Source organism: Bacillus sp. SYZHCR11 (genome assembly GCF_057196865.1).
The window spans coordinates 178,193-192,291 of record NZ_JBXUND010000001.1; the positions used below are offsets into that span (position 1 = coordinate 178,193).

Annotated in this window: 20 protein-coding genes and 1 pseudogene; 12 read left to right on the plus strand and 9 right to left on the minus strand. The window is 43.7% G+C overall.

Features of this window, described 5'->3' with window-relative positions:
• Positions 1–36: 36 nt before the first annotated feature.
• Positions 37–312, minus strand: a complete 276-nt coding sequence (locus AC2CGA_RS00905) for a hypothetical protein (RefSeq protein WP_003153555.1) — start codon at positions 310–312, stop codon at positions 37–39.
• A 352-nt stretch (positions 313–664) separates the two neighbouring features.
• On the opposite strand from AC2CGA_RS00905, the gene AC2CGA_RS00910 reads away from it, so the two are divergent.
• On the plus strand, positions 665–1,231 hold the full coding sequence (locus AC2CGA_RS00910) for a cysteine hydrolase family protein (RefSeq protein ID WP_069448833.1): 567 nt from the start codon (positions 665–667) through the stop codon (positions 1,229–1,231).
• Between the two features lie 203 nt (positions 1,232–1,434).
• Here AC2CGA_RS00910 and AC2CGA_RS00915 read toward each other — a convergent pair.
• Both AC2CGA_RS00915 and AC2CGA_RS00920 read right to left on the minus strand, forming a co-directional pair.
• Positions 1,435–2,005, minus strand: a pseudogene (locus tag AC2CGA_RS00915) (DUF421 domain-containing protein).
• A gap of 345 nt (positions 2,006–2,350) precedes the next feature.
• The gene (locus tag AC2CGA_RS00920) at positions 2,351–2,614 is read right to left on the minus strand and encodes a hypothetical protein (protein WP_003153557.1); all 264 of its coding nucleotides are present in this window, start codon (positions 2,612–2,614) and stop codon (positions 2,351–2,353) included.
• A gap of 212 nt (positions 2,615–2,826) precedes the next feature.
• Here AC2CGA_RS00920 and AC2CGA_RS00925 point away from each other — a divergent pair, with 212 nt between their 5' ends.
• Positions 2,827–3,135 (plus strand): MGMT family protein, encoded by a 309-nt coding sequence (locus tag AC2CGA_RS00925; protein ID WP_014305272.1) that lies wholly within the window; start codon positions 2,827–2,829, stop codon positions 3,133–3,135.
• Between the two features lie 29 nt (positions 3,136–3,164).
• On the opposite strand, the gene AC2CGA_RS00930 is transcribed toward AC2CGA_RS00925, so the two are convergent.
• A complete protein-coding gene (locus tag AC2CGA_RS00930; protein WP_057080439.1) occupies positions 3,165–3,773 on the minus strand; it encodes a GNAT family N-acetyltransferase in 609 nt (202 codons plus the stop codon).
• A 165-nt stretch (positions 3,774–3,938) separates the two neighbouring features.
• Here AC2CGA_RS00930 and AC2CGA_RS00935 point away from each other — a divergent pair, with 165 nt between their 5' ends.
• From AC2CGA_RS00935 to AC2CGA_RS00965, 7 genes are all read left to right on the plus strand, one after another.
• Positions 3,939–5,039 carry a type III polyketide synthase gene (locus tag AC2CGA_RS00935; protein WP_139885593.1) on the plus strand — a complete coding sequence of 367 codons (1,101 nt, stop codon included), beginning with the start codon at positions 3,939–3,941 and terminating at the stop codon, positions 5,037–5,039.
• Positions 5,039–5,545, plus strand: a complete 507-nt coding sequence (locus tag AC2CGA_RS00940) for an isoprenylcysteine carboxyl methyltransferase family protein (protein WP_003153565.1) — start codon at positions 5,039–5,041, stop codon at positions 5,543–5,545. The genes AC2CGA_RS00935 and AC2CGA_RS00940 overlap by 1 nt, the downstream gene beginning before the upstream one ends.
• A 72-nt stretch (positions 5,546–5,617) precedes the next feature.
• Positions 5,618–5,713 carry a Fur-regulated basic protein FbpC gene (fbpC, locus tag AC2CGA_RS00945; protein WP_025284905.1) on the plus strand — a complete coding sequence of 32 codons (96 nt, stop codon included), beginning with the start codon at positions 5,618–5,620 and terminating at the stop codon, positions 5,711–5,713.
• A 182-nt stretch (positions 5,714–5,895) separates the two neighbouring features.
• Complete coding sequence (gene dynA / locus AC2CGA_RS00950; RefSeq protein ID WP_484480098.1) at positions 5,896–9,477, plus strand: dynamin GTPase; 3,582 nt, start codon at positions 5,896–5,898, stop codon at positions 9,475–9,477.
• A gap of 67 nt (positions 9,478–9,544) precedes the next feature.
• On the plus strand, positions 9,545–9,802 hold the full coding sequence (locus AC2CGA_RS00955) for a YpbS family protein (protein WP_003153568.1): 258 nt from the start codon (positions 9,545–9,547) through the stop codon (positions 9,800–9,802).
• Positions 9,803–9,878: 76 nt separating this feature from the next.
• Positions 9,879–10,022, plus strand: a complete 144-nt coding sequence (locus AC2CGA_RS00960) for a hypothetical protein (RefSeq protein ID WP_003153570.1) — start codon at positions 9,879–9,881, stop codon at positions 10,020–10,022.
• A 95-nt stretch (positions 10,023–10,117) separates the two neighbouring features.
• A complete protein-coding gene (locus AC2CGA_RS00965) occupies positions 10,118–11,005 on the plus strand; it encodes a 5'-3' exonuclease (RefSeq protein ID WP_003153572.1) in 888 nt (295 codons plus the stop codon).
• A gap of 5 nt (positions 11,006–11,010) precedes the next feature.
• On the opposite strand, the gene sspL is transcribed toward AC2CGA_RS00965, so the two are convergent.
• The 3 genes from sspL to AC2CGA_RS00980 are packed head-to-tail and all read right to left on the minus strand — an operon-like array spanning position 11,011 to position 12,270.
• A complete protein-coding gene (gene sspL / locus AC2CGA_RS00970; protein ID WP_003153575.1) occupies positions 11,011–11,139 on the minus strand; it encodes a small, acid-soluble spore protein L in 129 nt (42 codons plus the stop codon).
• 51 nt (positions 11,140–11,190) lie between these two features.
• Positions 11,191–11,583 (minus strand): reverse transcriptase-like protein, encoded by a 393-nt coding sequence (locus AC2CGA_RS00975; protein ID WP_139885612.1) that lies wholly within the window; start codon positions 11,581–11,583, stop codon positions 11,191–11,193.
• Positions 11,584–11,589: 6 nt separating this feature from the next.
• Positions 11,590–12,270, minus strand: coding sequence for a queuosine precursor transporter (locus tag AC2CGA_RS00980; protein ID WP_003153578.1), 681 nt, complete (start codon positions 12,268–12,270; stop codon positions 11,590–11,592).
• 81 nt (positions 12,271–12,351) lie between these two features.
• On the opposite strand from AC2CGA_RS00980, the gene AC2CGA_RS00985 reads away from it, so the two are divergent.
• Positions 12,352–13,023: a ribonuclease H family protein gene (locus tag AC2CGA_RS00985; RefSeq protein ID WP_024085518.1), complete on the plus strand. Its 672-nt coding sequence runs from the start codon at positions 12,352–12,354 to the stop codon at positions 13,021–13,023.
• A gap of 2 nt (positions 13,024–13,025) precedes the next feature.
• Positions 13,026–13,208, plus strand: coding sequence for a zinc-finger domain-containing protein (locus AC2CGA_RS00990; RefSeq protein ID WP_003153581.1), 183 nt, complete (start codon positions 13,026–13,028; stop codon positions 13,206–13,208).
• A gap of 26 nt (positions 13,209–13,234) precedes the next feature.
• Here AC2CGA_RS00990 and AC2CGA_RS00995 read toward each other — a convergent pair whose 3' ends face one another.
• Complete coding sequence (locus tag AC2CGA_RS00995; protein WP_007409519.1) at positions 13,235–13,492, minus strand: DUF2564 family protein; 258 nt, start codon at positions 13,490–13,492, stop codon at positions 13,235–13,237.
• A gap of 161 nt (positions 13,493–13,653) precedes the next feature.
• Between AC2CGA_RS00995 and AC2CGA_RS01000 the strand changes: the two genes are divergently transcribed.
• On the plus strand, positions 13,654–13,836 hold the full coding sequence (locus AC2CGA_RS01000) for a hypothetical protein (RefSeq protein ID WP_003153585.1): 183 nt from the start codon (positions 13,654–13,656) through the stop codon (positions 13,834–13,836).
• Positions 13,837–13,887: 51 nt separating this feature from the next.
• On the opposite strand, the gene cspD is transcribed toward AC2CGA_RS01000, so the two are convergent.
• A complete protein-coding gene (cspD, locus tag AC2CGA_RS01005) occupies positions 13,888–14,088 on the minus strand; it encodes a cold-shock protein CspD (protein ID WP_003153604.1) in 201 nt (66 codons plus the stop codon).
• Between the last annotated feature and the right edge of the window lie 11 nt (positions 14,089–14,099).

The window sequence follows — 14,099 nt, forward strand, 5'->3', positions numbered from 1 at the left end:
TACAAAAGAGAGTAAAAGAAGGGAAAGCCCCTTCTTCTAATTAATCCATCCTTCAAAAGTTGCGCGATAGAACCCTTCGATTATCTCTACTTTCTTAAGGTAATAAGTAACACCATTTTTAACAGTTGTATTTGGGATATCCCATCTATGAAGGTAATCCATTGTAAAAGAATCTTTGGTCGCTTGTGTCGAAATTTTTGTTTGAGTTAAGTCGCTATTTGTATTGCCAGGGCTGGATGCAAAAGCAGGGGAAGCGGAAACGAGTAAAGCGAGAGACAAGGCAGAACCAGTTAAAACTTTTTTCAATTTCATTTTAAACACTCCTTTGTTTTTTTGATACACTTGTATTATTACATGAAATGCAAAAATAACCAAGGGATTATTTGTTAATATTTTGTGAGCGCAGCGTGAATTTTGTTAGGGGAGTAGATGGCAAAGGGGGCAATCCTTTCATCCGCTGTTGAAGCTTATTTCAGGATACTGATATGTATATAGAGAAAAAGAGTTGATTATTGCTGTCCTCTGGTGAGCTGCAGCCTTTGAGTGAGTGTTTGCTTTAGCTATTCCAGCGCTTTTCCAACGGGAAAGGTGAAACAATTGTACAAAAGTAAAAACTTTATTTAAAATGTTATAAATACTAATTTTCAATATAGGAGGTTATCTGGTGGCAGAAAAGAAAAAAGCTTTAATCATTGTGGATGTACAAAAAGCTTTCGATGATAAAAAATGGGGAGAACGAAATAACGTAAAAGCGGAAAAAAACATTAGTAAAATACTGAAATTATGGAGAGAAAAAGGATGGACAGTCATATACATACAACATATTTCTGATAAACCTGGTTCTTTATTTTATCCAAAAAATGAGGGGGTTGCTATAAAGGAAATCGTTAAACCTATGGATAAAGAGGTCATTATAACCAAGAAAGTAAACAGCAGCTTTATCGGGACTAATCTAGAAGAGATTTTAAAATCAAATGATATAACAACTGTCGTAATAACTGGTTTGACTACGCCCCATTGTGTTTCAACAACTACAAGAATGAGCGGTAATTTAGGGTTTGATACCTACCTCATTTCAGATGCGACAGCAGCCTTCGGAATGAAAGACCAAAATGATACATATTATGATGCCGAGACTATTCACAATATATCTCTGGCTACATTGCATGACGAATTTGCCACAATATTAACGACTGATCAATTAATCAATGATTTTATAAAAACAAACTGATTAACATTATGGCTAAGGCCGGCGGTGGGTATAGCGGCTGAAAAGCATATTCAGTCGCATACAAGGATCTCGTCTGAAAAATGGCATCTGCTTCAGATGTTTTTTTGTTTCTTGAAAAACGGGCTGGTAAAAAATGATCGGCGCGGTTAACGGTCTGATTCGGCTTCGGTTTTGAATAACAAAAGATTTTACTAATCAGCGAATTATTCAAGATTTTTTGGCTTGTGCTGAGTCTGGTGTCTTTTGATTTCCTCGAATAGATTGGCTTGATCATCTTTTTGTGGCTGAGGCTCTTTGTTAAGACTTTTTGGGTCGGTCACATTTTTAAGATCTTTGATGGTTAAAGGCTTACAGTCATCTTTTAATTCGTAGCCTAATTGTCCATTAGCTTCTAAAGTGGCATATTTAATTGAAATGCCAAGAAGCCTTAAACGCATTTCGAGTTGATCTGCTGTCAGTCTCAGCTTCTTTAAGTTTTCTATATTGAGTTGGCCGTCTTCTATATCGAATTTAGATTTTCCGGTTAAAAAAATTCAATCCAGTTTACTTTTACTTGAAACCATTCCATCAACATTAAAGCACTAAAAGGATAGACGCAGCGATTAATGTTTTCAATAAACTGGTTTCTAAAATGGGATGAACGATAATCGTACCGATTGAAATCATCACCATTGTCTGTGCGATGGTCATTTGTGCAATGGATTTTCTCCCTGAAATTCTCAGTAAAATCATTCCGAATGCAATTATAATTAATTCTTCCCAAGCAAATCTCATGTTATCACCCTGGATTGTGTTTTATCAAAAATGAAAGAGCAAGTAAGAGGTTTCTTAACGTTAGCTGGGGAACTCAGGCGTCGATAAAACGTTCTGGATTGATAGAGTTGAGACTCGGCTTTTGGATAGACACGCGGGAGAGAATTTTAGTTTATGTGTTTTTGCGTCTAAAAGCAGAAACATTACAACTAATAATGATCATCGGATGTAATAAAATTACGCACCTAGGTGCTATATGCTGGATCAATTATAAAATGGAGTGAAACTAAAAAAAGGGGCAAAGCCCCCTTATATTAGCAGCTTTTTAGTTGTTACTTGAGACAATCATTCCGCCGTCATGAAAAATCAGCTTTTGTAGACGGCTGTCCAAGTGCCATCAGCACCATGGAAGGTGATGTTGTCTAAATAATAGGTGATTCCATTCCGGTAAATTGAAGTAGGATAATCAGGGCCATAACCATTAAGTATGAACGTCGCCAAAGCAGATACTTCCTTCGTTTTGCTTTCTGCAGAAGGTGTATCAGCAGGACCTGCGGCAAAAGCAGGGGCGGCAGAACAGAGTAAAGCGAGAGATAGGGCTGAGCCGGCTAAAGCTTTTTTCATTTTCATTGCAAACACTCCTTTTCTTTTTTTAATACAATTGTATTATTACATATTATGTTAAACATGTACATGCCTATCTTTGTTAATTTTTTGTGAACAAACAGATAATCTATTTAAACGCAGAGATGTAATAAGTATGATGATGAAGCAATTATCATCTATAAAAATAAGATCAGGAAGCAGATGATTTTCTCGAAACTTGCGAAATGAGGAGTTACATGACATTTACGGAACGGGCGGTAGCCATTATCAAACAGATTCCTGAAGGAAAAGTGATGACGTATGGTCAAATTGCCGGTCTTGCGGGAAGTCCGCGGGGAGCGAGGCAGGTTGTGAGGATTCTTCACTCCATGAGTAAAAAGCATCGTCTTCCTTGGCACAGGGTCATCAATGCAAAGGGTGAAATCGGATTAAGAGATGAAGAGATGTTTTCTGTACAGAAGCTGTCTCTTGAAGCTGAGGGCGTAGCGGTCACGTCAGACGGACGGATCGATCTCAATTTATACGTCCATGATCCGAATATGTAAAAAACCTGCCGTATATATCGGCAGGTTTTTCAGTTATATGCTGCGAGCCGGCCAGAAAGGTTTTGCCGGATATAAGGCCATTCCTCCCGAAGAATGGAGTAGTAGGCGGTATCTCTGAGGCCGCCGTCGACAGCCGGAATATGCGCGCGGCGGATCCCTTCAAATTGGGCACCGATCCGCAAAATCGCAGTTCGTGAGCGCTGGTTGCGAACATCGGTTTTCAGCGTCACCCTGACAGCTTGCCACGCGTCAAACGCATGGGTCAGCAACAGAAGTTTACATTCCGTATTGACACCGGTCCGCTGTACGGCAGAGGCATACCATGTGCTGCCGATCTCACACACTTCCGGGGCTGCGTCCGCCGGCCGCGTAAACACTTCCGCATCCATAAACCGCGTGCTTCCGACGATTCGCTCTGTTTCAAGACTCCGTACTGCAAATGGCAATGCAAGTCCTTTTTCATAATCGGAAAGCGCACGTTCAATATAACGCTTTGTTTCTTCGATTCCGTCAGGAACATGGGTGTAAGCGTAAGTCCTCCTATTTTCTGAAGCAGCTTCACAAAGTGCCTGAGTGTGATCAATCGTCATCGGCTCTAACTGAACGAGTGACCCTTTAAGAATGACGGGCTTCAGCATTCTTATCACAACCTTTTTTTATGAATGGATCAAGTATAGTCGAGCGGCTTATCATTCAAAAGGGCCAATTTTAAATTAAAATGGCATGTCAGTGAAATCCTCGCTTCAAACTTATGCATACATTCAGGAAAAAAGCGGAAACCTTTATGTGAAGAGGTGATGGGCATGGCATATGTGTTATCGGTCGGAACCAGCATTCCGGAATATCATGTCTCGCAAGGAACGGCGGCGGATTTTGCGAGAGGGATGTTTGCCGATTCATTTAAGGATATTGACCGGCTGTTAAAAGCCTTTCAAAACGGCGAAATTGAATCAAGGCAGTTTGTCCGGCCGATTGAATGGTATAAAACGGCGCGGGGTTTTTCAGAAAAGAACCGGCTGTATACGGAAGAAACCGTTAAGCACAGTGCGGATGCGGCGCTTGATTGTTTAACAAACCCGGATTGTTTAACAAATCCCTTTCCTTATGAAAAAGTGGATGCGATCTTTTTTATTTCCAGCACCGGGCTTTCGACACCCAGCATTGAAGCGAAAGTGATGAATCAGCTGCCGTTTTCTGCGAAAACAAAACGGATACCGATCTGGGGCTTAGGATGCGCGGGCGGAGCGGCCGGCCTGTCCAGGGCGTACGAATACTGCCGCGCATATCCTGAAGCATACGTGCTTGTCATCGCGGCTGAACTCTGCAGCTTAACGTTTCAGCCGAACGACAAGTCAAAAAGCAACTTAATCGGAACTTCCCTGTTTGCGGACGGCATTGCCGCAGTACTAATAGGAGGGGAAAAGGCGAACCGAAACGGCGTCAAACAGCCGCTTCTTCCGCGGATATTTGCCACTCAATCGGTGATGATGCCGGATGCGGAAGATGTGATGGGCTGGGAATTCACCGACAGCGGTTTTCAAGTCATTTTTTCAAGAGATATTCCCACCCTGGTTTCACAGTGGCTGAAGGACAATGTTGATGAATTTTTATTAGAATATGGTGTCGGTCCTCACGACATTAAAACCTTTCTTGCCCATCCAGGCGGGAAAAAGGTCATTGACGCCTATTTAACGAGTCTTTCAATGGACATCGGTCAGCTGGAGGCATCTCGGAAGGTGCTGCAAAAACATGGGAACATGTCTTCCGCAACTATTTTTCATGTGATAAAAGAACAGTTGCTCCGCGGCCGGCAGAAAGAAAACGAAAAAGGGCTGATCGGCGCTCTCGGGCCGGGATTTTCGTCTGAGCTTTTGCTGTTCAGCTGGGAAAAGGGGGCTTCTTAATGTTTTGGCTGTTTATCATGCTGCTTGCGGCCCAGCGGATTGCGGAGATGATCGTGGCCCGGCGCAATGAGCAGAAGGTGAAAAAGCAAGGCGCAGTCGAATACGGAGAAGGACATTATCCCTTTCTCGTCCTGATGCACGTGCTCTTTTTTGTCTCTCTTACAGCTGAGGTGGCGGCGTTTCAAAAAACGCTTTCTCCAAGGTGGGCCGCCATTATATGTATTATTTTATTTGTACAGGGGATCAGGTATTGGGCTCTATTATCATTAGGGCGGTATTGGAATACGAAAATTCTTGTCGTGCCGGATGCGGAGCTTGTCAGAAAGGGGCCGTACAGGTGGATGAAGCACCCGAACTACGCGGTCGTCATCTTAGAATTTATTTTTCTGCCGCTGTTATACGGAGCGTATTGGACACTGTTTCTCTTTTCGATTCTCAATGCCTGCATGCTCACTGTGAGGATTCGCGCCGAAGAGAAAGCGCTAGAAGAAAACACCGCAAAATAGAGATTGAAAATCATTCTCACTCATGATAAGATGTAAATATGAAAATGATTCTCATTCAAGGTGGTGCCGAAAATGACAATGTTATTTTTATTTGCAGCCGTTTGTACATACAGTGTTTTAATTGGTTTCGTATTGAAAAAAGTTTCGAATAAATCGATGTCTTCTTAAACATCTGCGGTTTTTAATGCCGCGGGTGTTTTTACTTTATCAGCTGCCGATATCGGCGGCTTTTTTACGTTTCCTGAAGAAAAGTGGGCCATTCTTGTGTAAAATGGGGGAGAGGTTTTTTTCAGAGCTTTCTAAAAATGAAAACGTCATTTGATGCGACAGACACAAAGGGGTTAAGACACATGACAGAAGAAGAACGCCATAACAGGGAGATTTTCAGCAGAACGGGTGCCTTATTTGCACAATTATTGGATCACCAGGATGAAAAACGGGCCGATCAGCTCGCGGCCATTATGAAAAAAGCGGCTGATGAAGAGGTTTATATCGCGTTTACCGGGCATTATTCGGCCGGAAAGTCCTCTTTATTAAACACATTGCTCGGTGAAGACATACTGCCGACAAGCCCGATTCCCACAAGCGCCAACCTCGTTGTCATCCGGCACGGTGAAGATAAAGTCGTGCTTCATACGACGGACGGGGCTTATGCAGAAATTAAAGGAAGTTACGATAAAAAACAAGTGCAGCAATTCTGTAAAGACGGTGAGCAAATTGAAACGGTGGAAGTCTATGCCGGCTTTAAGGAGTCAGAGCCTTATGCGGCCTACATTGACACACCGGGAATTGATTCGACGGACGAAGCGCATTTTTTATCTGCCGCTTCGGTTCTCCATCAGGCTGACGCTTTATTTTACGTCGTTCATTATAATCACGTTCATTCAGAAGAAAATATGCTGTTTCTCAGCTCCATCAAAGACCGTATTCCGAATTTGTTTCTGATCGTCAACCAAATTGACAGGCATGATGAAACTGAAACGAAGTTTGAAGAGTACCGCAGGCAGGTGGAAGATATGCTTGAAGGCGCGGGAATACCGAAAGAATCGCTTTTCTTTACGTCTGTCACTGAGCCTGACCATCCTTTAAACGGCATGGAACAGCTGAAAAAACATCTGCAGAAGCTGAAACAGCAGGCAAAAACAAATTTATGGTCCTTAACGGAGAGAAAAGTCGCACACTTAGTCAAAGAGCATACAGAGATGCTCGTAAAAGATGATAAAAACGGAAGCGGAGAGCAGTTTGACAAACAAGAAGCACTTGTCCGTTCTGTTGAAGATGAACTTAATAAAGCCGTTCAACAGGCTGAAACAGCAGAGAAAGACATCAGAAAAGACGTGCAGAACATATTGCAAAACGCTAATTTGACACCCTTTGAGATGAGGGAGCTTGCATCTGCTTATATTGAATCACAGCAGCCCTCATTTAAAACCGGATTATTCTTTTCAAAAGCGAAAACGGCTCAGGAGAAAGAGAGAAGGCATGCTGAATTCTTTGCCGATATTAAAAAAAGAACGGAAGGGGAAGCGGATTGGCACATTATCGACACATTTACGAAAGCGGCCAAGCGGTATGAAGCGGATTCGGACGAACTGATCAAGAAAATCCAGGCGTACCGCACACCGCTTTCTGATGATATCACCGCTCAGGCCCTTAAGCAGGGGGCGGCCTTTTCATCTGAATACGTATTAACTTATACGAAAGACCTCGCTGAGATGATCAGAAGGGAAGCCAAAAGACAGACAGCGGAACTCATTGAGGAGCTGACCGCTTATGTTCAGGCAAAAAACGGACCGCTCATTGAGAACTTGAAAAACCGGCTCGAAAAAGAAAAGAAGATAAGGGATGAGCTCGCGCAATCGGCAAAAGAAGAACGCAATGCCTTGGAAAAAGCAGCCCGGGTCCGCGCTTTGTGGGAAGAAGAATTGACCTGTGATACGGGAAGCGGCGAATGGTATACGCGAAAAAAACGCCTTGCAAAAGCGCCCGTCCAAAAAGAGAAACCAAAAGAGACTGTACAGTATGAAGTAAACAAGCCAGAAAAAAATGCGATGAAGGAACTTCCTATAAAAGAGCAGACTGATCGGTTCTATGAGCTTGCCGGGATTCTTGAATCCTCGAGCATATTAGGAAAACAGGCAGAAGCCTTTCGAAGCAGGATTGAGCGGCTTGAAAACCGCCAGTTTACCTTGGCGTTATTCGGCGGATTCAGTTCCGGTAAATCATCATTTGCAAATGCGCTTGTCGGTGAATACGTGCTTCCGTCATCACCGACGCCCACAACGGCTACGATTAACAAAATAACGAAACCGCAAGCCGGCAAACCGCATAAAACTGCGGAGATCGTTTTTAAGACGGAGGAGGATCTGGACGCTGAAATGCTTCAGCTGACTGAGCTGAAAGACGCTGATGTAAAGGGGCGTTCACTGAAAGAGAGATGGAATTATGCCATTAAAAAGGGGAAAGTTCCGGATGAACTTATCCCAGTGATTCAGACGATGCTGCAGGCGTTTGATACGTATGAAGAACAGATCCGTCAAAGGCAGGCACTGACGGTGCCGGTGGAAGATTTAAAACCGTATGCTGCCGAAGAAAAAACGGCCTGCTGCGTAAAAGAAGTTACCGTGTATTATGATTCGCCTCTCACGCAAAAAGGCATCACAATTGTTGATACGCCGGGAGCAAGCAGTATAAACAAGCGCCATACGGAACTTGCCTTTCAATATATAAAAGATGCTGACGCGTTCTTTTATATGACGTACTATCAGCATTCTTTTTCAAAAGGAGACAGGTCTTTTCTGAAGAAACTCGGCCTTGTCAAAGAATCATTCGGCATGGATAAAATGTTTTTTGTCATTAACGCCGCCGATCTGGCCAAAACCGAAAGCGAGCTGGAAACCGTCAAAGACTATGTCCGATCAGAACTCTCAAAAGAGGGAATTAACCGGCCGAAATTATATCATGTCTCAAGTAAAGAAGAGCTTGCGGGTAAAAAAGCAGCTTTTTATAACAGGTTCTCTGATGTAAGAACCGGACTTGAGCACTTTATTGAGGAAGATGTAATGAGGGCCAGCTGCGCCCAGCTGAAAACAGAGGCGGACAAATTGTGCGATATGGTGGAACAGCTTCACGAATCTCTTCACCAGTCGGCAGAAGAAAAAGAGAAAAAGAAACAGCGTCTGGAGTCTTCCTATGAAAAAGCTCTCGCTGACATTTCAAAGCGCCGTACGTCTGAGGTCATCATTCGAAAAGTGATGAAAGATACGGAAGAACAGCTCTATCACATTAAACATCGCCTGACGTTTTATGCGAATGATATGCTGAAAACCGCCTTCCATCCGGGCCTTCAAAACGGCGATTGGAAACAAAATATAGCAGCGGCGCTGAATGAAGCGCTCAAGGAATTCCGTTTTGAATATATTCAAGAGCTGAAAACGCTCGATATCCGGATGACCGGTTTTATTGAGCGCCATATGACTGAGGAATGGATGGAAAACTGTCAGAAGAAGCTTATGGAAGACGGAGATTTCTCCATTTATGTGAGCGCCGAAAACGAATTTGCCGTTCAGCTGAAAGAAGTCGCTCCGGTCATTGACGTCTCGGCATTCACACATCACATAAAAGAAGTTAAATCGCCGAAGCAGTTTTTTGAACAGAACGGAAAAGCAGCGTTTGTAGAAGGGCTCAGGCTCAGCCTGCAAAAAGTGACGGAAAAGTGGCTTGAGCAGGAGAAAGAAAGCCTTTCAGAGCGATATACTGAGCAGGTGCGCCGTCTGCAAGAAGACATGGCGGATAAAAGCCTGTCCCAGATCCGCGAGCAGCGGGACACTTATTTACAAGGTCTTGCGGAAAATACGAGTGCAAGGGAAATTGAACACCTTTACGAAGCCGAAAAAGCATGGAAAAAGAAAGATGAAATGCTGAAAATTTAAAAATCCGGTTGGCGGGCAGATAACAGTCGTGGTAGACTAAAATGAAAAAAGCGAGATGAAACCTTTTATGTCAGAAGTCCATAAAGCAATTTCAGCACATTCCGCAAAACAGCATCAGCACGTCAAAACATTTGTACAGCTTGACTACCAGCGTGAACAGGCCATTGAAGAAGCCATTGTAAAATGCAGACAGAATGAACCGTTCACGACAGATGCCATCAATGGCATTACCGCAAAAATGAACCAGCTGGCGAAAAAGGGCATCGTGCCGCAAAGACGATTCGTAAGTGAAGAGATGGTGAAAGAATTCGTCAGCAGACAGTAATGGATGAACCTGCCGCGTGTGTCATCAGCGCTTGCTGTACATACTATCCGTATCTTCTCTAAGGGGGGATATGACAATGGGCAGAACAAAACTGGGAAACAGAAATGCTCAGCAGAATAACAATGCCAAAAAGAAAAACGGTTTCGGACAGAAATTTGATTCTTATGCCGGCCGTGAAGCTGAAAAGCTGATGGCAAGCAATAAAAGACACGGTGAGTAACGTGACGGCAGCATCTTCCAAATGGGGGGATGCTGTTTTTTTACCGCCTTCTTTGGTAAAATAGGAACATTGAATAAAAAAAGGAGTTTCGATATATGAATAACAAATTACTGCTCGTGGACGGCATGGCGCTTTTGTTCCGCTCATTTTTCGCGACGGCCGTTCATCGCAATTTTATGATAAATGAAAACGGAATCCCGACAAACGGCGTCAACGGTTTTTTAAAGCATCTCATTACGGCGGTTGATACGTTTCAGCCCACACATGTCGTCTGCTGCTGGGATATGGGAAGCAAAACGTACCGCAATGATTTGTTTCAAGATTATAAGGCCAACAGAAGCGAACCGCCGCTTGAGCTGATTCCGCAATTTGATTTAGCGAAAGAAGCAGCGCGAGAGCTCGGTTTTTTAAACATCGGCATAAAAGGCTATGAGGCGGATGACTGTATCGGTACGCTTTCTGCCCTATTTTCCGGAGAAGCGGAAATTACGATTGTAACGGGCGACAAAGATCTGCTTCAATTGCTGAATCATCAAGTTCAGGTAGCGCTGCTGCAAAAGGGTATCGGCAATTATAAGGTATATACAGATGAGATATTCAGAGAAGAAACGGGGGTTCCGCCAAAAGCGCTGATTGACATTAAGGCGCTGATGGGAGACACGAGCGATAACTATCCCGGCGTTAAAGGGATCGGGGAAAAAACGGCGTACAAGCTGATCCGTGAATACGAAAACATAGAACGGTTATTAGAAAGCCTCGCTCTCTTGCCGAAGGGCCAGCAAACGAAAATTCAGCAAAGCTTGAAAGAATTGGAGCTGTCAAGGCAGCTTGCTGAAATACATTGCGAGGTGCCGTTAGTCTGTACGCTTGAAGAAGCGATTTTTTCATTGAAGATGGAAGAAGCATCCTTAATGCTCAGACGCCATCAGATAAAAGGAATTGAAAGAATGCTCGAAAAGCTGAACGCCAGAGAGATCAGCTGATCCCTCTAGCGTTTTGTATTGCTTTTTTTTGCGTTGTTTTCAAGGGCTGATTTCGGGTCTTTATGCGCATTTCCTTCCATATTTCCCTGAGGATTCACGCCCCCGGTCAGACGGCCTTTATTTTCTTTTCTCATACCTGTTCACCTCATTTGTAGGATGAACAGTGAAACGCAATTTCATTCCGGTTATTTATTCAGCCGGACCGCTTTTTTTGCGAGCTGATCGGCTGTTTGGTTTTGTCTGCCGGGAATCCACTTAATGAAAAACAATGGAAATCCGGCCTTTAAGCGGATGATTTCATCCACAAACGGCTGGAAAGCCTTGTTTTTAACCGCTTCAAGTTCCGCGGCCCGCTCCACGATATCTGAATCCGTCCGGAATGACACGGACTCAAATCCGCGGGCGGTACACAGCTTCATTCCTTCAATTAAAGCGAGAAATTCAGCTTCCTGATTTGAATGGTCGCCGATCGGAATTGAGAAAGATTCTGTTTTCCCGTCATGTTTAATAAAAATACCGATACCGGAGGGGCCCGGGTTTCCGGCGCTTGCACCGTCCACGTAAATTTCAGCAGGCATCATCCGTCACTCTCCCTTCGGTGTCATCCGTTTTGCCGCATACGCATAAGGGACAGAAATGAGTGATACCGCAAATTTAATCAGGTAAGTCGAAATAAAGATGCTGAACCATACGCCCGCGGAATAAACGCCGATAAAGGCCACGGCAGTGAAGATAAATGTATCCAGCAGCTGGCTGAGCGCCGTGCTTCCGCTGTTTCTGAGCCAGAGAAGCCTGTCTGAAGGAAAGATTCTCCGAATGGCTGAATATACATAAACATCTATCGTTTGGCTGAAAATAAAAGCCAAGAGGCTTCCGAGTGCAACACGCGGCAGAAAACCGAAAATCGTCTCAAGGGCAGGCTGCGCGATATCTGACGCAGCCGGTTTATATAAAAGAGCCCCCTGCATGGCGCATGTCAAAGCGAGCAAAGTGGAAAAGCCGAGCCAGACGGCTTTGCGCGCTTCCCGGGGACCGTATTTTTCGTTCAGCACATCCGTTGCGAAGAAAACGGTGCCGTACATGATATTTCCCAGTGTCGCCGTAAGCCCGAACAGCTCAACTGTTTTGACAACCTGCAAGTTGGCGCACACCGTGGCGAAACCGATCCATACGAATAGGCCCGTTTTGCCAAATCCTTTATAAAACAGAAGAACAATGATAAAATGAATGACCGCAAATAAGATCCATAACACATCGTTAAACAAAACCTGCTGACTTCCTTTCAATTTGAGAATGGTTTGATTATAGCACACGCCCGTCAACTAATGAATGGTAAGGTGATTTCAATGAATCTTAAGCCGTATATCGAAATAGAAGCAAAAGGAACAGGCCCTGTCGCGTTTTTTTCCGAAGATTGGCTGACCGTTCCGAAAGCGCGCATGCTTGCAAGAGAAGTCAGCCGCTTTCCTTATATAAAAGACATTTATTTTGAGGATGAAAAAGGCGCGAGCTGGACGCTTAAAGAATTAGAAAAGCTTACGGAAGAACTTGCGTACGAACCTGACGACATTACAGTGTATTTCGACGGCGGCTTTGACAAAACAAGCGGACGCGCCGGACTCGGAATTGTCGTGTATTATTCTCTCGGCGGCAAGCGGCATCGCATACGGAAAAACAAAAGCTTAACGCTTCAGACGAACAATGAGGCGGAATATGCCGCTTTGTACGAAGCGCTTAAGGAAGTGCAGGAACTTGGCGCAAGCAGAAATTCAATCACGATAAGAGGGGATTCCCTCGTCGTTTTGCATCAGCTTGACGGCAGCTGGCCGTGTTATGATGAAACGCAAAACGAATGGCTGGATAAAATTGAAGCGCTGCTCGAATCCTTAAAGCTGACACCGACATATGAAGCCGTAAACCGAAAGGAAAATCAAGAAGCGGATGACCTTGCCAGAAAAATTCTCTCGGACCGGCAGATTGAAAGCCGCATAACATTAGAAGGTAACGGAGATGACTGATATTGGATAAAAAAAGCATTTATAAAGAATTGACAGAGCTTCAGGATGAATATTGCAAAGACTGTTTCGTAAAAAAGCATTTCCGCAAAGAGTTTGGAAAAACGCACGCTCATTCTTTCTGCATCAACCAATGCACGGTGGGGGAGAAGCTGAAAGCCTACGGCAAGGTGCTGACAAATCAATAAAAAATAAAACCGCAGCTTCTGCGGTTTTATTTTTCGAATTCATCAAGCTGATGCTGGCAATCGTCGAGAAGCATTCGCTGCTTTTGCAGAAAATCCTGGTCGAGAGCTTGCAGTTCACTGGATTGTGACATCGTTCTGGCATCCTGAATCGCCTGGTAAGCAGATTCCACCAAAGTTGAATTTTGGCCCCGGGTAGCCGCTCCCGTTGTTTTCTGGGCCGTTTCCACCGCTAATTCAAGCTGGCGTTTATCCGTCAGTCCGTTTGGAAAAAATTCAGAGTCCATTAAAAAACACCTCCGCAAATAGTTTGGAGATTTTTTTTAGAAATATGTACGGAAAATAGAAAAAAATATAGAAAATAAGCCGATATAACTATTGAACCTGATTAATTAGGGCTTATTTACTATTATTCAGGGTATCTTGGGAGAGAAGGGAAAAACCAGCCGTGAATGATAATGATTTAAAAACAATCCTTCAGCAGACATTTAAAGAAATATACGGTGATTTGGGAAGTTTAGCGGAAATGGCGAAAAAAGGAATGCCGTCAATGGAGAAGCAAATTGAAGAAATCGAGCAGCGCTGTAAGCAGAATCTTGTCGCAATTGAGATTCAGACGGCAATCAAATAGGAGAGGCATACGCCTCTCCTCTATTTGTCATCTGATCAACATGTATTGAGTTTAGAGTTTTACAACATTAGAAGCTTGAGGTCCACGATTACCTTCGACAATTTCAAAAGAAACTTCTTGTCCTTCTTCTAATGATTTGTATCCTTCTCCTTCGATAGCAGTGAAGTGAACAAATACGTCGTCTCCGCCTTCAACTTCGATGAAGCCGAATCCTTTTTCGTTATTGAACCATTTTACTTTACCGTTTTGCATATTGCTTAATT